The sequence below is a fragment of the Pseudomonas sp. NFX5 genome, from assembly GCF_049132125.1.
Taxonomy (GTDB): Bacteria; Pseudomonadota; Gammaproteobacteria; order Pseudomonadales; family Pseudomonadaceae; genus Aquipseudomonas; species Aquipseudomonas marginalis.
Map to the genome: position 1 here is coordinate 1 of NZ_JAFMZG010000035.1, position 18,772 is coordinate 18,772.

Consider the following 18,772-nt stretch of genomic DNA (forward strand, 5'->3'; position numbering starts at 1 on the left):
GCCCCAATAAGAGCGCTGCACGGGACTGTGTTTTAGGGCTGCTGCGCAGCCCAACGCGGGGCAAGCCCGCTCACCACAGTTACAGTGTTCCTCCTTAACTGACTGGCATTAACCGCAAGAGTGGTTTTTTAACAGTGCAGGCTTACTCGCCGCGATAGATGCAGCCACTGGTGCAGGTCTCGTGGATACGGATCGCACTGAGCTCCGGCAGCAGCGGCTTGAGTTCAGTCCAGATCCACTTGGCCAGCACTTCGCTGGTAGGGTTTTCCAGGCCTGGGATGTCATTGAGGTAGTTGTGGTCGAGGCGTTCGTAGAGCGGCTTGAAAATCGCCTTGATCTCCGAGAAGTCACGAATCCAGCCGGTATGGGGATCCAGGTCGCCACTCAGGTGGATCGCCACCTTGAACGAATGCCCATGCAGGCGCCCGCACTTATGGCCTTCCGGTACGTGGGGCAGGCGGTGGGCGGACTCGAAGGTAAACTCTTTGAAGATTTCCACAGTATTTTCAGCTCGGTCAGGTATCTGGCAGGCGGCGAGTTTAACAGCTTGATCCCATGCCGCGCATACCGCTGGGTCAAAGCGCCTGCAAGCGCTCGCCCAGGCCACCGTTATCGGCCAGTTGTAGAAACTCATCCCCCAGCCGTCGGCTCTCGCTCATCGCGGTTTGCCAGTACTTGTTGCGGCTCGGGTCGTCGCCCATGAAGCGCTTGAAGTCGCTGCGGTCCGGCAGTTTGCCGTGGGGCAGGCGGGCCAGGTAGTCCCTGGATGGCGCCAGCAGCAACACATCCTGCAAGCCGTGCGGGTTGCTGCGCCGCCATGGCAGGCCCTTGTCGAACCAGCCGGGGATGACCCGGTCGGTGAAGTGCGGGTACAGCACGATGTCGTCGCCGTGGTAGGGCAGGTCGAGGTGGTAGTCCAGCAGGCCGCCGTCGCGGTAAGTGCCGGTGCCGGCTCCGGGCAGGTCGCGCACGCCTTGCATCACCATGGGGATCGACCCGGACGCCAGCAATGCCTGGCGCAGGTTGCCCATGTCCAGCGCAAGGAAGCGCGAGGGGAAATCCTTCAGCGGGTGCACCGGCGGTGCCTGGCGCGGGTCGTGGATGATCAGCCGCTCGAAATGCCGCGCCAGTCGCGCACGGCCGCGCAGGTTGTCGGCAATCACCGAGGACAGGCCCAAACCCAGGCGCCCGCGGTGGTCATCGGCGAGCAGGCCGTGGCTCTTGACCACCATGATGTTCAGCCGGTAGTCGGGGTTGTCCAGCACCCGTGCATCGCGGCCGGCCAGCAGGTCGTCGAGCATGCGCTGGCAGCTGCGGCTGACTTCGGCCATGGTCACGCCTTTGGCAAAGCGTTGTTCGTTGTACAGGCGGCCGAGGTCCAGCAGGCCTTGCACCGGGTCGGGCAGGCAGGCGCTGGCAAACCGCCAGGAACCGATCGATGCGCCGATCAACGCCCGCTCCCGCGGTGCGCGCGGCAGCCAGTCGCTGAACAGCGCCAGGTCCAGGCCCTGGATCCCCAGCGCCTTGGGGCCGCCGGCCGCACCGGGGAGTATGCCGACATCCGCAGGCTTGAGGCCTTGTTCACGAATGCGCGCAAAGGCGCGTTTGCCGGCCTTGAGGGTCAGGGCGGGGAACTTGATATGGATGGCTGTCATACCGGTCTCTGTTGAAGCGAGGTGCAGGTGCAAGCGTGCTCGCGAAAAACGCTAACGATACCGCGTGAATCCTGAATAAGCATCGTAGCCTGTCGCGGCTGCTGGAAATTGCCATGGTGGCAATTCAGTTTCAGTTAAGTTGCAGCCGCTACCGTGGCCGGTGTAGGAAAAACATCGTGTAACGGAGACTCATCATGAAACGCCTCACTGCTCTGGTCGCCGCCGCTATCATCGCCTCCACGGCGACCCAGGCCGGAGCCGTGGACCCTGACAAACCACTGACCGTGCCCGCCACTGTTACAATTGTCGCGTTCGACCAGCTCGAAGCCACAGCCCAGGCCCTGCACCCCGGTTCAACGCTGTTGGACACCGACCTGGACGAGGCTTACGGCAAGTATGTCTATGAAGTCGAACTGCAAGATGCCGACGGCATTGAATGGGAGGTCGAATTGGACGCGCTCACCGGGCAGGTTCTCAAGAATCATCAGGATACGTAATGAAGGTAAATTTACGCGCCGGCAGTCGAGTGGCGTTGGTGCTGGTGGTGTTCTGCTCAGGCTTGCAGGCCCGCGACCTCAACCAGGACGAAGCCTTGGCGCTGCGCCAGCAGGGGGTGATCCTGCCTCTGGAGCAACTGTTGCAGCAGGCCATGGCGCGGTATCCCGGCTCGCGCCTGCTGGAAGCCGAGCTTGAGAAAAAGCATGGCCAATATGCCTACGAAGTGGAACTGGTGACCACCGACGGCGTGGTGCGCGAGATCAAACTCGACGCCACCAACGGTGTACTGATCAAAGATGAGGAAGACTGATGCGCCTGCTCCTGGTGGAAGACAACGTACCCTTGGCCGATGAACTGCTGGCCGGCCTGCAGCGCCAGGGTTATGCCGTCGACTGGCTGGCCGACGGCCGTGACGCTGCGTATCAGGGCCGCAGCGAACCCTACGACCTGATCATCCTCGACCTCGGCCTGCCCGGTTTGCCCGGCCTTGAGGTGCTGGCGCAATGGCGCGCCGCCGCACTGGCCACCCCGGTGTTGATCCTCACCGCCCGCGATTCCTGGGCCGAGCGTATCGAAGGGCTCAAGGCCGGTGCCGACGATTACCTGAGCAAACCCTTTCACCCCGAAGAGCTGCACCTGCGCATCCAGGCGCTGTTGCGCCGCTCCCACGGGCAGGCCAACCAACCCACCTTGCAGGCTGCCGGCCTGCACCTGGACGAAGGCCGCCAGTGCGTGCTGCGCGATGGCGACGAGATCCAACTGACCGCCGCAGAATTTCGCCTGTTGCGCTACTTCATGTTGCACCCCGAACAGATCCTCTCGAAAAGCCACCTGGCCGAGCACCTGTACGACGGCGAGACCGAGCGCGACTCCAACGTACTGGAAGTGCACGTCAACCACCTGCGCCGCAAACTCGGGCGCAGTGTGATCGAAACCCGGCGCGGCCAGGGCTACCGGTTTGGCGCCAGCCCTGCATGAAGTCGATTCAGCGCCGCCTGAGCCTGGGCCTGATCAGCGTGATGGTGATCGTCGGCGTGGTGCTGGCGCAAACCAGCCTGTGGTTGTTCGAGGCCGGTTTGCAACGCTACCTGGAAGCCGGGTTGCGCAACGATGCCGAGAACCTGCTGGTCGCCCTGGTACGCGGGCCCAACGGTGTGCAACTGGATGAGCAGCGCCTGTCGCCGGCCTACCAGCGGCCGTTTTCCGGGCATTACTTCCGCATCGATTTTGCCGACACTCACTGGCGCTCCCGCTCGCTGTGGGACCAGGAATTGCCCCGACTGCCCGAGGCCGGGCTCAAGGGCAACCTGCAATTGGGCCCCGAAGGCCAGCAATTGCTGGTCCTGCGTTCGGACTACAAACGCTTTGGCCAATCGATTTCCATCAGCGTGGCCCAGGACTACACCCCGGTGCGGGAAAGTTTTCGCCTGATGCGTCGGATCGGCCTGGTGTTGGGGCTGGCGGCACTGCTGCTGGTGTTGTTTTTGCAGCGAGTCACCGTGCGTCGTGCCTTGCGCCCGCTGGAAAACGCGCGTAACCAGATCGCCCAACTGCAACAAGGCCAACGCTCGCAACTCGACACCCAGGTGCCGCTGGAGCTGGAGCCACTGGTCGCCCAGATCAACCACCTGCTGGCCCACACCGAAGACAGTCTCAAACGTTCGCGCAATGCCCTCGGCAACCTTGGGCATGCGCTGAAAACCCCGCTGGCGGTGCTGTTGAGCGCCGCCTCGAGCGAGGCGCTCAAGGATCACCCCGAACTGAGCAAACTGCTGCGCGAGCAATTGGAGCAGGTGCAACAACGCCTCAACCGTGAACTCAATCGCGCCCGGCTGGCCGGCGAGACCCTGCCGGGTGCCTTGTTCGACTGTGAACAAGAACTGCCCGGCCTGCTCGCCACCTTGAGCATGATCCATGGCGAACACCTGGACCTCAGTTACCACGTCGCGCCTGGCCTGCAACTGCCCTGGGACCGCGAAGACCTGCTGGAGCTGCTCGGCAACCTGTTGGACAACGCCTGCAAATGGGCGGATGCGGAGGTGCGCGCGAGCGTCAGCGAGACGCCGCATGCTTACCTGCTGGCGGTGGAAGATGACGGTCCCGGGATTCCCGAGGCCCAGCGTGACCAGGTCTTCAGCCGCGGTGCACGCCTGGACGAACAGATCGACGGCCATGGCCTGGGGCTGGGGATCGTGCGCGACATTGTCGAGGTGTGGGGCGGGGTGTTGCAGTTGCAGGAGAGCGAGCTGGGCGGGCTCAAGGCGCTGATCGAGTTACCCAAACGCCATGGCTGACACGCCGTAGATCAAAATGCGGCAGGGGGCTTTCTGTGGCGAGCGGGCTTGTGGAATCGTCGCACCGCCCGCGTTGGGCTGCGCAGCAGCCCCAATGGATCTCCAGTGAACCCGTCGGGGGACAAGCCCCCTCACCACAGTAAGCCCCTCCCACATTGGACTTGTCTTCGACCCTCAGACGCGGAACTGGTCCATCAACCCCTGCTGCTGATTCGCCAGGCTGTTCAACGCCTGGCTCACCCGCGCCGACTCATTGGCCTGTTCCGACAACGACTCGGTCACATCGCGAATGGTCGCCACATTGTGGTTGATCTCTTCGGCCACCGCGCTTTGCTCTTCGGCGGCGCTGGCGATTTGCAGGTTCATGTCGCTGATCACCGTGACCGCATCGCCGATCTGGCGCAGGGCGGTAACGGCCTCGCCGACCTGTTCGACACTGCCCTGGGCCTGGCGATAGCTGTTGCCCATGGAGCCGACGACCTCTTCGGTGCCGCTTTGCAATTGCTCGATCACCAGGCGGGTTTCCTCCACCGACTCCTGGGTCCGCCGTGCCAGGTTGCGTACCTCGTCGGCGACCACGGCAAACCCGCGGCCGGCCTCACCGGCGCGGGCGGCTTCGATTGCCGCGTTGAGCGCCAGCAGGTTGGTTTGCTCGGCGATGCCGCGAATCACTTCGAGCACGGAGCCGATCTTCTCACTGTTGGCGGACAAGCCTTCGACCTGGGCCATGGCGGTGCTCATATCGGCCGCCAGTTGGCCGATGTTGGTGGTGGTGCGGTCGATCACTGTCAGGCCGTCGCGGGTAGCCTGGTCGGCATCCCGCGCGGCATGGGCCGCCTGGGCGGCGCTGCGGGCCACGTCCTGGGCGGTGGCGCTCATTTCGTGGGAGGCGGTGGCCACCTGGTCGACCTGGCGGTACTGCTGCTCCATGCCGGCGCTGGTTTGCGTCGCAATCGCGGCGGACTGGTCGGCGGTGCCACGGGCGTCCTGCACCGAGCGTTTGACTTCGGCAATGATGGGTTGCAGCTTGTCGAGGAAACGGTTGAACCAGCCGGCGAGCTGGCCCAGTTCGTCCTGTTTGTCATACGCCAGGCGGCGGGTCAGGTCGCCTTCGCCGCTGGCGATGTCTTCAAGCATATGGGCCACGCCGAGGATCGGTCGGGTCACGCTGCGGGCCATCAGCCAGACCAGGATCAGGCCGATCACGGCGGCCAGCAGGCCCAAGCCCAATTCCAGCAGGGTGCCGCGGGTATTATCGGCGTCCATCTGGGCCTTCAGTGCTTCAGCCGGCCCCATCAGGACTTTTTCCGGTACATCCAGCAATACGCCCCATGGCTTGCCGTCGGGAATCGGCGCGAACGGCGCCAGCACCTTGAGTTGATGGTCGGTGCGCAGGCTGCGGGTCTGTGTCCCGCCGGCCAGGGCGCTGATCAATTGCGCGCCGTTTTGCCTATCGACCTGATCCAGGCGTTTGCTCAACTGGCTGGCGTCCGCGCTGTAGCCGGCAAGCAGACCGGTGGGGCTGAGGATGCTGACCTGGGTCTGGCCGTCATACAGCTTCTGGCTGGCCTGCTGGCTCACGGCCTGCAGGCTGTTGAGGTTGATGTCCACCGACAGCGAAGCGATCACCTTGCCATTGACCGTCAACGGAAACACGATGCTGGTCATCAGCACGTTTTGCCCGTCGATCACATAAAAGTACGGTTCGATCACACACGGCTTGAGGGTGCTGCGCGGGCAGGTGAACCAGGCGTTGGCCGGTTCGCCGCTGGGGCCGACGCGGGTGTCGGACATGTCGCTTTCCGGCAGTGCCATCGACGTCAGCGTGCCCGGCGTCGGCTGCGACCAGTACAGGGCGAAGCGGCCCTTGTCATTACTGCCCAGTTCGGCCTGGCCGGCGAACAACTCATCCTTGCCATCCAGTGCATTGGCTTCGAATACCAGGGACAGCCCCAGCAGTTCCGGATTGGCCTGCAGGGCGGCCTTGACCTGGCGGGTCAGGTCTTCGCGGGTGTCGAAGGCGTCGAGGAAGCGTTTTTCGGCTTGCTCACGCAGGAACAGGACCTGGCGGGAAAACCCATGCCCATATTGGTAGGCGTCCATGAATTGCCGGCGGATGCCCGCGGCCTGCACCTCACCTTGGGCCTCGATGCGAGCCTGGGCCGCTTCATCGAGCATCTGCATGCTGGAAGCCTTGACCTGCTCGGAACTCTGCGCCATGCGGTACAACGACAAACCCACCAGCAGGGTCACGATCCCCAGCAGGCACAGGCCGGCGAGCAGGGTGATTTTCCATTGAATGGAGAGCTGTCTGAGGGACATCGGTACATCCTTACCTGAAAACACATAGAGCCCGGTTATCGGCCGATCTGGCATTTTCTTTATTCAAACGATCAATTTAAACCTGAAAGCGGCGCCGCTTTTTGACATGGGGCGCGACCTGCTGCACAGTGCGCGCCCTCTAATAAGACCTCCTTCAAGCCTGCACGCCGGCTGCCATCCGATGGCCGCCCGGGCGCGGGCATGCCTGTTTTGTATGTTTCTGCTTGAGGTAACCATGATTAACGCAGTCATCGCCGCGGTCGGCACCATGCTGGTACTCAGCCTGTCCCGCGTGCATGTGGTCATCGCCATTATTGTCGGCGCCCTGGTGGGCGGCCTGACCGGTGGCCTGGGCATCGAGGCCACGCTCAAGGCGTTCAACGGTGGCTTGGGAGGGGGGGCGACCGTGGCCTTGTCCTACGCTTTGCTCGGCGCTTTCGCCGTGGCGATTGCCAAGTCCGGCCTGGCCCACGCCCTGGCGGACAAGGCCTTGCTGCTGGTCGACCGTCAGGAAGCCAGCGGCGGCAACCACGTCAAATGGTTGCTGATCGGCCTGCTGTGGGTGGTCGCGATTGCGTCGCAGAACATCCTGCCGATCCATATCGCATTTATCCCGTTGCTGGTGCCGCCGCTGTTGTATGTGCTGACCAAATTGCAGTTGGACCGCCGCCTGATCGCCTGCGTGATGACCTTCGGCCTGATCACGCCGTACATGTTCCTGCCGGTGGGCTTCGGCAATATCTTCCTCAACCAGATCCTGCTGGCCAATGTGGCCAAGAGCGGCGTGGACATCAGCCAGGTCAACGTCACCCACGCCATGAGCCTGCCGGCGCTGGGCATGGTGGTCGGGCTGCTGGTGGCGGTGTTTATCAGCTACCGCAAGAAGCGCGTGTATGACCTGGAGAAAATCGAACGGGTCGAGCAAGTGGCGGTGCAGTACAACCCCCTGACCCTGCTGGTGGCCGGCCTGGCGATTGCCTCGGCGTTCATCATCCAGTTGTGGCTGGACTCCATGATCATCGGTGCCCTGGCCGGGTTCCTGATCTTCTCGGTCTCGGGCATCGTGCGCTGGCGCGACACCGACGACTTGTTCACCGAAGGCATGAAGATGATGGCGATGATCGGCTTCATCATGATCGCCTCGTCAGGCTTTGCCGAAGTGCTCAAGGCCACCGGCGACGTACGCTCGCTGGTGGAAACCTCGGCGGCGTTCATCGGCCATAGCCGTGGGGTGGGGGCGTTGTTGATGTTGCTGGTGGGGCTGCTGGTGACCATGGGCATCGGCTCGTCGTTTTCCACGGTGCCGATCCTGGCGGCGATTTTCGTGCCGCTGTGTGTGCAACTGGGCTTCAGCCCGCTGGCCATCGTGTGCATTGTCGGCACCGCCGGGGCGCTGGGTGATGCCGGTTCGCCAGCCTCGGACTCCACCCTCGGCCCGACCTCCGGCCTGAATATCGACGGCCAGCATCACCATATCTGGGACACCGTGGTGCCGACGTTCCTGCACTACAACCTTCCGTTGCTGGCGTTTGGCTGGTTGGCGGCGATGACGCTCTGATCTACAGATTCACAGGCGCTGGCCGATAACCTCTCAAGTCGCCCAATAAGAGAGAAAAGCCATGCGTCTGAGCCTGAAGGCCAAAGTCCTGTCCCTCGCCGTTGTGCCGGTGTTGCTGTTCGCCGTGGTCATCAGCCTGACCACCGTGTGGATCCTCCAGGGCCAGGCGCGCAACGAGGTGGATGAAACCCGCCAGCGCCTGCTCAACAACGCCAAGGCCACCCTGCAAAGTTATGTGGAAGTGGCCATGACCACCATCAAGCCGCTCTATGACGCGGCCGCCCCCGGGGATACGGCGGCGCGGGCCGAGGTGGTCAAGCTGCTGTCCAACACCAGCTATGGCAAGGACGGATACTTCTTCGGCTACGACTCCGAGACCATCCGCCTGTTCAAAGGCAACAGCCCCGACGGCGTGGGCAAGAGCTTCAAGGACAACCGTGATCCCAACGGTGTCTACGTCAACCGTGACCTGGTCAAGGTCGGCAAGGACGGCACCCACTACCTGCAATACAGCTCGACCCAGCCCGGCCAGACCGAACTGGTGCCCAAGATGGGCTACACCGAATACCTGCCCAAGTGGGACATGGTCATCGGCACCTCGGTGAACCTGGATGGCATCGAAGCCCAGGTGGCGGTGGTCGAAGCCAAAGTGAAAACACGCATGGAAGGCGTGCTGCTGAGCATCCTCGGCGTGGCCGTGGTGGTGTTGCTGGTGATCGCCGCCGTCGGCATGCTGCTGGCCAACACCATTTTGCGCCCGCTGCATTTGATGAAAGCCAACCTCGACGACATCGCTGCCGGTGAAGGCGATTTGACCCGCCGCCTGGCCATCACCAGCCAGGACGAACTGGGCGACCTGGCCGGCGCGTTCAACCGCTTTGTCGACAAGATCCACGGCCTGGTGCGCCAGATCACCGAGATGACCACCCAACTTACCGGCCTGGTCAGCCAGGTGTCCGACCAGGCCCAGCGCTCGGAGCAGGCCATGGAACGCCAGCGTCACGAGACCGACCAGGTGGCCACCGCCATCAACCAGATGTCCTCCGCAGCGCAAGAAGTGGCGCGCAGTGCCCAGGGCGCCTCCGTGGCCGCGCAACAGACCGATGCCGAAGGCCAGGCCGCCAAGCGCGTGGTGGACGGCAGCATTGCGCAGATCAATGCGCTGGTGAATGACATCCGCAGCAGCGGTGTGTCCCTCGACAGCCTGCAGCAGGACGTGTCGTCGATTGTCAGCGTGCTCGGCGTGATCCGCTCGATTGCCGAACAAACCAACCTGCTGGCCCTCAACGCGGCGATCGAGGCCGCGCGGGCAGGGGAGGCCGGGCGCGGTTTTGCCGTGGTCGCCGACGAGGTGCGCGCTCTGGCCAGCCGCACGCAAACCAGCACCCAGGAAATCCAGGGCATGATCGACCGCCTGCAAAAAGGCACCGAGGCGGCCGTGGATGCCATGCGCCGCTCCAGCGATGCCGGCGACGGCACCTCGGCCAAGGCCAACGAAGCCGGGGCGTCCCTGGACACCATGGCCCAGTTGATCGGCACCATCAACTCGATGAACGCGCAGATTGCCAGCGCCGCCGAAGAACAGACTGCCGTTGCCGAAGAGATCAACCGCAGTGTGCATCAGATCGCCGTGGCGGTGGACAGCGTGGCCGATGAAACCCAGTTGGGCGCCCAGACGTCGCGCAGTCTGGCGGACCTGGGCCAACGCTTGGGCCAATTGGTCGGCCAGTTCAGGATCTGATTCTCATAGGTTGAGCGTATGGTTATCCACCGTTAATACGAATATACCTATCACCGCCCCTCAGTGAGACTTGAGCCCCACTCACCACAGGGGCTCACCTCATGCCACTTCCCGACCCGCTTCAGCGCCTGGCTGAACTCGACACCAATACGGTCTCCGACGCACTGGATTTCCTGCAACTGCCGGGTGCAGTGGTGGGCATCCGCCCATTGTGGGACTGCCCCAAGGTGGTGGGCCGGGCCAGCACGGTCAAGCTGGCGCCCAAGACTGATGCCGCGCCCGCCGTACACCTGATTTCCCCGGTGATCGACGCGATCACCACCGACGACCGTGTGCTGGTGATCGCCGGTGGGCTGGAGGGGATCTCCTGCTGGGGCGACATCATCGCCAATGCCGCCGTGGCCAGGCGCATTCGTGGCTCGGTGATCGACGGTTGCAGTCGCGATATCGACGGCAGTGCGTCCATCGGCTACCCGGTCTATGGCCGTGGCGTCACCATGATCAGCGCGCGCAACCGGGTGGTGCAGGTCGATTCCGGCGTCACTGTCAGCGTGGGCGGTGTGAACGTGTCGGAGGACGACTTCGTGATTGCCGACCGCTGCGGCACGGTGTTCATCCCCGCTGCCGTTATCGAGCAGGTGCTGGACCTGGGCGAGCGCATCGCCGCCCGTGAAGCCGGCATGGTCGAGGCCGTGCGCAGCGGCCGCTCGGTGGCCGATGTGATGCACGACAGCCATTTCGAAGCCATCCGCGTGGAGCCTGCCCGATGAACGATCAACACCTTGTCGCCCTGTTTGCCGGGCTCGATACACCGGGTGTGTCGGATGCCATGGATAAACTCGGGATTGCCGGCCAATGCCTGGGCATCGCACCGCTGGATAACTACCGGGGCACCGTGGTGGGCCCGGCGTTTACCGTGCAATACGTCCCGGCGACCACGCCGCCGGGCTCGGTCGGTGACTTTATCGAAGACGTGCTGCCGGGGGATGTGGTGGTTATCGCCAACGCCGGGCGCAGCGATTGCACGGTGTGGGGCGACATCATGACCCAGTACGCAGGCAGCCGGGGCATTGCCGCTACGGTGATCGACGGGGTGTGCCGGGATGTCAGCAAAGCCCTCGGCGATGGCTATCCGTTGTTCACCAAGGGCCGCTACATGCGCACCGGCAAGGACCGTGTGGAAGTGCTGGCGGTGAACCAGCCGGTGGCGATCAGCGGCGCGCGCGTGTGTGCAAGGGACATTGTGGTGGCCGACGCCAATGGCGTACTGGTGGTGCCGCGTGCCCGTGCCGAGGAGGTCGCGCTTACGGCCCGGCAGATCGAGGCGGTGGAAGCCCGGATCCGCGCGCAGATCGAGGCCGGCAGGACACTCAGGCAGGCGCGTGAGTCTTTGGGCTATCACACCTTGCAGAGGAAGGACGCATGACCATTGAACGCCTGAACACGCGCCTGGCCCAGGCCCGACCGTCTGCCACCTACCGTATCATCGACCGCGTGGCCGCACGCCGCGCCGAGGGCGCAAGCATCATCTCGTTGTGTGCCGGGGAGCCGGATTTCGACACCCCGGAACACATCCGCCAGGCAGGTATCGATGCGATCCGCAACGGCCATACGCGTTACACCCAGGTCGCCGGAGTGCGAGCGTTGCGTGAAGCGGTGGCGCAGAAGTTCCGTCGCGAAAACGGCTTGGACGTCACCTGGCAGGACACCCTGGTCAGCAACGGCGGCAAGCATGTGATCTACAACGCCCTGGCCGCCACCTTGAATGCAGGCGACGAGGTGATCGTGCCCGCGCCGTATTGGGTCAGCTACCCGGAAATGGTCGAACTGTGCGGCGGTACCGCAAGGATTTTGCCGTGCGCCGCCCAGCAGGGGTTCAAGCTGACCGCGGCGGCGCTGGAGCAGGCGGTCACCCCCCGCACGCGCTGGCTGATCCTCAACTCACCGTCCAACCCGACCGGCGCCGTGTACAGCCGGCTGGAGTTGCAGGCCCTGGCGCAGGTGCTGTTGAAACATCCCCATGTGCTGGTGCTGGCGGACGATATCTACGAGCACTTGCTGTTCGGCGGGCAAACCTTCCACACCCTGGCGCAAGTCGAGCCGCGCCTGGCGCCACGGGTGCTGACCATGAATGGCGTGTCCAAGGCCTATGCCATGACCGGCTGGCGCATCGGCTTCGCCACCGGCCCGCGCTGGTTGCTGGCCGCCATGGAAAAACTCCAGGGCCAGCAGACGTCGGGGGCCAGTGCGATTTCCCAGCAGGCCGCGATTGCTGCATTGACCGGCCCGCAGGACTTTATCCAGCAGTCACGGGCGGTATTCGAGCAGCGCCGTGACCTGGTGGTGGCCTTGCTGAACGCCAGCCCGGGGCTGGAATGCATGAACCCGGACGGTGCGTTCTATGCCTTTGCGTCCTGCGCCGGCCTGCTGGGCCGCACCACGCCGGCCGGCAAGCGGCTGCATACCGACGAAGACGTGGCCGATGCCTTGCTCGACGAAGCCCATGTGGCCGTGGTGCCCGGCAGTGCGTTCGGGCTGGCGCCGTACCTGCGCATCGCCTACGCGTTGGACGACGCCTCGTTGCGCCAGGCCTGCGAGGCGATCCACCGGTTCTGCGCTGCGACCCGTTAGACGTCGCGCATCAGCAAACCGAAGCGCAGGTCCATTTCGGTCGGCAGGGGCACATACACCGTGTGTCCATCTCCCGGCGCCACATCGATGGCTTCACCCTTGGCGTTGTGCAGGCTGGCCAGGTCAAAGTGGAAGTTGCCGGCGGGGGTCATCAGCTCCAGGTGATGACCCACGGCAAAGCGGTTCTTCACCTTGACCTCGGCCAGTTCGCCGCGGCGCTCGCCGGTCAATTCGCCGACAAACTGCTGGCGCTCGGACACTGAGCTGCCGTTCTGGTAATTCTGGTATTCGTCGTGCACGTGGCGGCGCAGGAAGCCCTCGGTGTAGCCGCGTTGGGCCAGGGATTCCAGGTCAGTCATCAAGTTGCGGTCAAACGCACGACCGGCCACGGCATCATCGATTGCCTGGCGGTACACCTGGGTCGTGCGGGCGCAGTAGAAATGCGATTTGGTGCGGCCTTCGATCTTCAGCGAATGCACGCCCATGTGGGTCAGGCGCTCCACATGCTGCACGGCGCGCAGGTCCTTGGCATTCATGATGTAGGTGCCGTGTTCATCTTCGAAGGCGGGCATCTGTTCGTCGGGGCGGTTGGCTTCCTGCAGCAGGAACACCTGGTCGGTGGGCGCGCCGATCCCCAGTGTGGGTTCCGGTTGATACACCTGGACAATATCGCCCGTGGCGTTTTCCACCGCCGGGGTGGCCTGGTATTTCCAGCGGCAGGCATTGGTGCAGGTACCCTGGTTGGCGTCACGTTTATTCATGTAGCCCGAGAGCAGGCAGCGCCCGGAATAGGCCATGCACAAGGCACCGTGGACAAACACTTCCAGCTCCATGGCCGGTACCTGCTGGCGAATCTCGTCGATTTCTTCCAGGGACAGCTCCCGTGACAGGATCACCCGGCAAATCCCTTGCTGCTGCCAGAACTCGACGCTGGCCCAGTTCACCGTATTGGCCTGCACCGACAGATGGATCGGCATCATCGGGAAGTGCCGGCGCACCAGCATGATCAGGCCCGGGTCGGACATGATCAGCGCATCCGGGCCCATGGCGATCACCGGGGCGAGGTCCTTGAGGAAGGTCTTGAGCTTGGCATTGTGTGGCGCGATGTTCACCACCACGTAGAACCGCTTGCCCAACGCGTGGGCTTCCTGGATGCCGAGCGCGAGGTTGGCGTGGTCGAACTCGTTGTTGCGCACCCGCAGGCTGTAGCGCGGCTGGCCGGCGTAGACCGCATCGGCGCCGTAGGCGAAGGCGTAGCGCATGTTTTTCAGGGTGCCGGCGGGGGCGAGCAGTTCGGGGGCAAGGACGAGAGGCATGGGGATCGGGTCGCAAAAGGCCGCGAGCGTAGCCCAACGTGTACCGGGCTTTATTGATCTGGGTCTACGCTTACCGCAACAAAGATGGCACTCCCGGGATTTGCGGTGGACTAAGCAGCTGGACGCACACGCGCGGCCTGCTTTTCTGACATGGATCGGACATGAATCAAACCAACCTGCAATTCAAGACCCTGCTGCTCCTGCTGGCCCTGGTGACCATCGCCTTTATCTGGATATTGCTGCCGTTCTACGGTGCAGTGTTCTGGGCGGTGATCCTCGGCATCATCTTTGCGCCGATGCAACGTCGCCTGCAGCAGCGCTTCGGCTGGAACCGCAACCTGACGTCCCTGGCCACCTTGATGGTGTGCCTGGTGATCGCGATCCTGCCGGTGATCATTACCAGCGCGTTGCTGGTGCAAGAGGGCGCCACGCTGTACAAAAACGTCGAGAGCGGCAAGCTGGACGTGGCCGGCTATATCGAGCAGTTCAAGAACTTCCTGCCGCCGTACTTCCAGCACCTGCTGGACCGCTTCGGCATGGGCAACCTGGAAGGGCTGCGCGAGAAGATCGTCAAGAGTGCGATGCAGGGCAGCCAGTTCTTTGCGACCCAGGCGTTCAGCTTCGGCCAGGGCACGTTTGATTTCCTGGTGAGTTTTTTCATCATGCTGTACCTGCTGTTTTTCCTGCTGCGCGACGGCCCGGAACTGGTGCGCAAGGTCCGCACAGCGGTGCCGCTGGCCGAGCCGCAGAAGCGTCGGTTGCAGCTCAAGTTCAATCGGGTGGTGCGCGCCACGGTCAAGGGCAATGTGCTGGTGGCCGTAACCCAGGGGGCGCTGGGTGGTTTGATCTTCTGGTTCCTGGACATTCCCAGTGCGTTGCTCTGGGCCGTGCTGATGGCGTTTCTATCACTGCTGCCGGCCGTGGGCGCGGGCATTGTGTGGGGGCCGGTGGCCGCCTACTTCCTGTTGAGCGGTTCGATCTGGCAGGGTGTGGTGCTGGGCCTGTTCGGCGTGTTTGTGATCGGCCTGGTGGACAACGTATTACGCCCGATCCTGGTGGGCAAGGACACCAAGATGCCGGACTACCTGATCCTGATCTCGACCCTGGGCGGCCTGTCGGTATTCGGCCTCAACGGGTTCGTGATCGGGCCGCTGGTGGCGGCGCTGTTCATGTCCAGCTGGGCGTTGTTTGTCGAGAGCAAGCCGCGGGTCAAGTTGCCGTTGCCTTGAGTCTCAGGCGTGCAGGCGGAAGTTCGAGGCTTGCTGCAGTTGTTTTTCGGCGTCAGACAGGGAAGTGAGTGGGCCGCTGATGGCTTCGCCGTCGCGCACCACGTACCAGCAAGCCAATAAACCCAGCTCTCGAAGCGGGGCAGGGACGGCGCTGCCGATGACGGACATGATTTGAACAGTGGGCATAAGGACCTCCAATCGCTATGGAGGTCACCTTACGGGGCACAGGCGCTCAGGAAAAATCATCTGGCTCGATAGTCGACATCAACAAAAGGCCTCAGTCGACCACTTGATCGAGCATGCTCACCACTTCCTGCTCATTAAGCAGGCCTTTGTGCACCAGGTTTTCCGCCAGCAGCGCGAGGAACTTGGCGCTGCGGTGGCCTTCCAGGTGCTTGAGCTCCGTGAGGGCGCTGTAGACCTTGCTGGACGTACACAGGCCAGCGGTGCGGTGCGGATTTTGTGTGGGCATGGTCAGTCGTCCTTGTTGTTATGGAGTGGACAGGATTGATAGTGGGAGTGTGGCGTGACACAAACATGACAGCGTGAGCCCCGTTCGGGCAAGTAGACTTTCGACCTTAATCATGTGGGATTGCAGCCCGGTCATTGTCCTCAGAGCGACCTTGGCAGGATAAATCCGGACGTTACCCACAAGAAAAGGCCCCGCGGGTGGGCGAGGCCTGTTGCATAGCTGACGGTTGAGACTTACCAGCCGCGGCGGTAATAGCCGTGGGGCGGGCCATAGTAGCCACGCGGTGGGCCGTAATAGACCGGCGCCGGGCGGTAATAGACCTCCTGCTGCACGTACACCGGTGGCGGTGGTGCGTAGTAGACGGGCGGCGGCGCGGCATACACCGGCTGCGGTTGCACGTAGACCGGCTGCTGCACATAGACCTCACGGGGCTGGCTGGCCACCACGGAGCCCACTACGGCGGCGCCGACCAGGGCACCCAAGACGGCTGGGCCACCCCATCCACCACCATGGGCGGAGGCTTGGCCTGCCATAGCGAGTGCACCTACCAGCAAGGCGATCTTGGGGATTGTACGAATCATGGTCATTCCTCGGTTAGCCCCTGCGCTTGTGGTCTGCAATCAATAGACTCAAGTAATGTCGCGGGGATACTTTTAAGACAACGTATTTCTGAAAAACAGCACGGCCGCTAGGTAAAGGTTGTGTAAGGTCTGTACCGATTTGCTTACTCAAAGGAGTTATCCATGCAGATGCACCCCAACAAGGACACCCAACTGTGCATGTCGCTGTCGGCCCGCCCTGGGAATTTTGGCTTGCGTTTTCATAACCACCTGTACGAACAGCTGGGGCTGAACTTCTACTATAAAGCCTTCAGCAGCCAGGATTTACCCGGCGCGATAGGTGGTATCCGCGCGTTGGGCATCCGGGGTTGCGGGGTGTCCATGCCCTTCAAGGAGGCCGCCATTGCCTTAGTGGACGAACTGGACGATTCGGTTCAAGCCATTGACTCCCTGAATACCATCGTCAATACCAATGGCCATCTCAAGGCCTACAACACCGACTACATCGCCGTCGAACAATTGCTCAAGACACACGCCGTGCCGCAGGATTCGACCTTCGCCCTGCGTGGCAGCGGCGGTATGGCCAAGGCCGTGGCGAGCGCCTTGCGGGATGGCGGTTACGCCAATGGTGTGATCGTGGCGCGTAACGAAGCGGCAGGCCGGGCGCTGGCGCACAACCTGGGGTATGAGTGGCAGGCGGAACTGGGCGATTTGCGCCCACAGATGCTGATCAACGTCACCCCCATCGGCATGACCGGCGGGGCCGAGGCGGATGCCCTGGCGTTCGACGCGGATGCCGTGGATGCCGCGGACACTGTCTTCGATGTGGTGGCGATCCCCGCCGAAACGCCACTGATCGTGCGTGGACGGGCCAAAGGCAAGCGGGTGATCACTGGGCTGGAGGTGATTGCGATCCAGGCGTTGGAGCAATTCGTGCTGTACACCGGCGTGCGACCTACGGATGAACAGTTCCAGGCGGCAGTAGCCTTCGCCCGCAACTGAAGGCCGCTGCTGCTCTAAATGTGGGAGGGGGCTTGCTCCCGATAGCGCTGGGTCAGTCAACACTTTCATTGCCTGATACACCGCTATCGGGAGCAAGCCCCCTCCCACATGTTTGACCGTGTCAGGCCTGTTCCAGCTGCGCCAATCGCTCTTCCAGAGCTGCAATTCGTGCTTCAAGCTCTTCGATACGATCCAGCGAGACTGCGCCGGCAGAGCGTTCCACCGGGCTTCCCCGCGCCGCGATAATCACCTCGATGTCCGCCGGATCCCCCAGCGCATGGGTATAGCGATCTTCCCGCTGCCCTGCCTGGCGCGGCACCAGCAGCGCCAGCCCGCGGGCGATCAGGCGCTCCAACTGGTGCACCACCTGCTCGGCATCCTCGAAGTCATGCATGCGCCCGCTGCGGGTCAGCAGTTCGTTGACCGTCTGCGGCCCACGCAAGAACATCAGCCCGGTCAGGATCACCTGGGCCGGCACCAGTTCCAGCGCCTTGTCCACGCGATGCTCCCAGCGGTCGGCGCGGCTGCCCATCACCAGGCGCGTGAAGCCTTGGCCTTCCAGCGCACGCAGACTCTGGCCAACCTGGCCCTGGCTCAGGTTCATCACCGGCTCGCGGCTGGTCTTCTGGTTGCAGGCCAGGACCAGGGCGTTGAGGGTCAGGGGATAGGTTTCCGGGTTGGTCGCCTGTTTTTCGATCAGGCAACCCAGGACGCGAATTTCCGTGCTGTTCAGGCGCGGCTCAGGGGTGTCGGTGTCGTGCTCGGCGGTCATCGCGCTTTCCCTATGCTGTGAATGGGAGCGCTCTCAATTAGTTTCCCCAGCGCGGCGGGGAAACTAATTGAGAACGCCCCCGCCTAGCCTAAGCCGGAAAAAATAAAAGACAAGCGCCTGGCGTGTCTATAATCGCCGCTGGTTCCAACCCTGCCATTACCCATGAGACTGCCATGACTATTTCCCTGTACGCCGCCTCCATCCCCGTCTTCAAGCAAATGCTCAGCGCCCTGAGCGATGTGCTGAACAAAGCCGAAGCCCACGCCACCGCCAGGAACATCGAACCCAACGCCTTGCTGCAAGCACGCCTGTTCCCGGACATGTTCCAACTGGTGCGCCAGGTGCAGATCGCCGTCGACTTCGCCAAGGGCGTTTCCGCACGCCTGGCTGAGATCGAAGTACCGAAATACGAAGATACCGAAGTCACCTTCGCCGACCTGCAAGCGCTGATCGCCAAGGTGCTGGCGTTTGTCGACACCATCAAGCCCGAGCAAGTCGACGGCAAGGAAGGCATCGAGATCATTACCCGCCCAGGCACGCCGAAAGAGAAGCGCTTCAGCGGCCAGTCCTACCTGCTGACCTACGGCCTGCCGCAGTTCTTCTTCCACGTCACCACCGCATACGCCTTGCTGCGTCACAACGGTGTGGAAGTGGGCAAGCGGGACTACATGGGCGCTTTCTAAGGCTCGAAAAAAAGCCCGGGGTGGTTCATTCCTGAACCA

At 63.0% G+C, this 18,772-nt stretch carries 20 protein-coding genes and 2 pseudogenes; 13 read left to right on the forward strand and 9 right to left on the reverse strand.

Annotated elements, in window-relative coordinates:
* Nucleotides 1-142: 142 nt before the first annotated feature.
* Together queD and J1N02_RS24570 are read right to left on the reverse strand one after the other, a co-directional pair.
* Nucleotides 143-499 carry a 6-carboxytetrahydropterin synthase QueD gene (queD, locus tag J1N02_RS24565; RefSeq protein WP_003237990.1) on the reverse strand — a complete coding sequence of 119 codons (357 nt, stop codon included), beginning with the start codon at nt 497-499 and terminating at the stop codon, nt 143-145.
* Between the two features lie 76 nt (nt 500-575).
* Nucleotides 576-1,655 carry a patatin-like phospholipase family protein gene (locus J1N02_RS24570; protein ID WP_146478350.1) on the reverse strand — a complete coding sequence of 360 codons (1,080 nt, stop codon included), beginning with the start codon at nt 1,653-1,655 and terminating at the stop codon, nt 576-578.
* A 194-nt stretch (nt 1,656-1,849) separates the two neighbouring features.
* Here J1N02_RS24570 and J1N02_RS24575 point away from each other — a divergent pair, with 194 nt between their 5' ends.
* From J1N02_RS24575 to J1N02_RS24590, 4 genes are read left to right on the forward strand one after another with little or no spacing between them, the layout of a single operon-like run.
* A complete protein-coding gene (locus J1N02_RS24575) occupies nt 1,850-2,152 on the forward strand; it encodes a PepSY domain-containing protein (protein WP_027603139.1) in 303 nt (100 codons plus the stop codon).
* Complete coding sequence (locus J1N02_RS24580) at nt 2,152-2,463, forward strand: PepSY domain-containing protein (RefSeq protein WP_027603140.1); 312 nt, start codon at nt 2,152-2,154, stop codon at nt 2,461-2,463. Before J1N02_RS24575 ends, J1N02_RS24580 begins: the two co-directional genes overlap by 1 nt.
* Nucleotides 2,463-3,131 carry a response regulator transcription factor gene (locus J1N02_RS24585; protein WP_027603141.1) on the forward strand — a complete coding sequence of 223 codons (669 nt, stop codon included), beginning with the start codon at nt 2,463-2,465 and terminating at the stop codon, nt 3,129-3,131. The genes J1N02_RS24580 and J1N02_RS24585 overlap by 1 nt, the downstream gene beginning before the upstream one ends.
* Nucleotides 3,128-4,447 carry a sensor histidine kinase gene (locus tag J1N02_RS24590; protein ID WP_146478351.1) on the forward strand — a complete coding sequence of 440 codons (1,320 nt, stop codon included), beginning with the start codon at nt 3,128-3,130 and terminating at the stop codon, nt 4,445-4,447. Before J1N02_RS24585 ends, J1N02_RS24590 begins: the two co-directional genes overlap by 4 nt.
* A gap of 174 nt (nt 4,448-4,621) precedes the next feature.
* Here the strand turns inward: J1N02_RS24590 and J1N02_RS24595 are convergent, their stop codons facing one another.
* Entirely contained in the window at nt 4,622-5,377 is a 756-nt protein-coding gene (locus J1N02_RS24595; protein ID WP_371263343.1) for a methyl-accepting chemotaxis protein, read from the reverse strand.
* 102 nt (nt 5,378-5,479) lie between these two features.
* Nucleotides 5,480-6,823, reverse strand: a pseudogene (locus J1N02_RS24600) (HAMP domain-containing protein); the annotation flags it as partial.
* A gap of 184 nt (nt 6,824-7,007) precedes the next feature.
* On the opposite strand from J1N02_RS24600, the gene J1N02_RS24605 reads away from it, so the two are divergent.
* The 6 genes and pseudogenes from J1N02_RS24605 to J1N02_RS24630 all read left to right on the forward strand — a co-directional run bounded on the left by J1N02_RS24605 (nt 7,008) and on the right by J1N02_RS24630 (nt 12,699).
* The gene (locus J1N02_RS24605) at nt 7,008-8,327 is read left to right on the forward strand and encodes a Na+/H+ antiporter family protein (protein ID WP_166655334.1); all 1,320 of its coding nucleotides are present in this window, start codon (nt 7,008-7,010) and stop codon (nt 8,325-8,327) included.
* Nucleotides 8,328-8,388: 61 nt separating this feature from the next.
* A pseudogene (locus J1N02_RS24610) lies at nt 8,389-9,210 on the forward strand (cache domain-containing protein); the annotation flags it as partial.
* A 102-nt stretch (nt 9,211-9,312) separates the two neighbouring features.
* Nucleotides 9,313-10,068, forward strand: a complete 756-nt coding sequence (locus J1N02_RS24615) for a methyl-accepting chemotaxis protein (protein WP_421147988.1) — start codon at nt 9,313-9,315, stop codon at nt 10,066-10,068.
* A 101-nt stretch (nt 10,069-10,169) separates the two neighbouring features.
* A complete protein-coding gene (locus J1N02_RS24620; protein ID WP_115488751.1) occupies nt 10,170-10,838 on the forward strand; it encodes an RraA family protein in 669 nt (222 codons plus the stop codon).
* Nucleotides 10,835-11,494 carry an RraA family protein gene (locus J1N02_RS24625; RefSeq protein ID WP_421147921.1) on the forward strand — a complete coding sequence of 220 codons (660 nt, stop codon included), beginning with the start codon at nt 10,835-10,837 and terminating at the stop codon, nt 11,492-11,494. Before J1N02_RS24620 ends, J1N02_RS24625 begins: the two co-directional genes overlap by 4 nt.
* Nucleotides 11,491-12,699: a pyridoxal phosphate-dependent aminotransferase gene (locus J1N02_RS24630; RefSeq protein ID WP_421147922.1), complete on the forward strand. Its 1,209-nt coding sequence runs from the start codon at nt 11,491-11,493 to the stop codon at nt 12,697-12,699. The genes J1N02_RS24625 and J1N02_RS24630 overlap by 4 nt, the downstream gene beginning before the upstream one ends.
* On the opposite strand, the gene yegQ is transcribed toward J1N02_RS24630, so the two are convergent.
* Nucleotides 12,696-14,015 carry a tRNA 5-hydroxyuridine modification protein YegQ gene (gene yegQ / locus J1N02_RS24635; RefSeq protein ID WP_108574785.1) on the reverse strand — a complete coding sequence of 440 codons (1,320 nt, stop codon included), beginning with the start codon at nt 14,013-14,015 and terminating at the stop codon, nt 12,696-12,698. The genes J1N02_RS24630 and yegQ overlap by 4 nt on opposite strands.
* A 161-nt stretch (nt 14,016-14,176) precedes the next feature.
* Between yegQ and J1N02_RS24640 the strand changes: the two genes are divergently transcribed.
* Nucleotides 14,177-15,244 carry an AI-2E family transporter gene (locus J1N02_RS24640; RefSeq protein WP_108574784.1) on the forward strand — a complete coding sequence of 356 codons (1,068 nt, stop codon included), beginning with the start codon at nt 14,177-14,179 and terminating at the stop codon, nt 15,242-15,244.
* A gap of 3 nt (nt 15,245-15,247) precedes the next feature.
* Here the strand turns inward: J1N02_RS24640 and J1N02_RS24645 are convergent, their stop codons facing one another.
* From J1N02_RS24645 to J1N02_RS24655, 3 genes are all read right to left on the reverse strand, one after another.
* Complete coding sequence (locus tag J1N02_RS24645; RefSeq protein ID WP_027603151.1) at nt 15,248-15,430, reverse strand: hypothetical protein; 183 nt, start codon at nt 15,428-15,430, stop codon at nt 15,248-15,250.
* 91 nt (nt 15,431-15,521) lie between these two features.
* Nucleotides 15,522-15,716: a hypothetical protein gene (locus tag J1N02_RS24650; RefSeq protein ID WP_027603152.1), complete on the reverse strand. Its 195-nt coding sequence runs from the start codon at nt 15,714-15,716 to the stop codon at nt 15,522-15,524.
* A 233-nt stretch (nt 15,717-15,949) separates the two neighbouring features.
* Entirely contained in the window at nt 15,950-16,303 is a 354-nt protein-coding gene (locus tag J1N02_RS24655) for a hypothetical protein (protein WP_027603153.1), read from the reverse strand.
* 156 nt (nt 16,304-16,459) lie between these two features.
* Between J1N02_RS24655 and J1N02_RS24660 the strand changes: the two genes are divergently transcribed.
* Entirely contained in the window at nt 16,460-17,278 is an 819-nt protein-coding gene (locus J1N02_RS24660; protein WP_108574783.1) for a shikimate 5-dehydrogenase, read from the forward strand.
* Nucleotides 17,279-17,399: 121 nt separating this feature from the next.
* On the opposite strand, the gene J1N02_RS24665 is transcribed toward J1N02_RS24660, so the two are convergent.
* Nucleotides 17,400-18,050 carry a YceH family protein gene (locus J1N02_RS24665; RefSeq protein ID WP_027603155.1) on the reverse strand — a complete coding sequence of 217 codons (651 nt, stop codon included), beginning with the start codon at nt 18,048-18,050 and terminating at the stop codon, nt 17,400-17,402.
* Nucleotides 18,051-18,223: 173 nt separating this feature from the next.
* Here J1N02_RS24665 and J1N02_RS24670 point away from each other — a divergent pair, with 173 nt between their 5' ends.
* The gene (locus tag J1N02_RS24670; RefSeq protein ID WP_027603156.1) at nt 18,224-18,733 is read left to right on the forward strand and encodes a DUF1993 domain-containing protein; all 510 of its coding nucleotides are present in this window, start codon (nt 18,224-18,226) and stop codon (nt 18,731-18,733) included.
* The last annotated feature ends 39 nt before the right edge of the window (nt 18,734-18,772 follow it).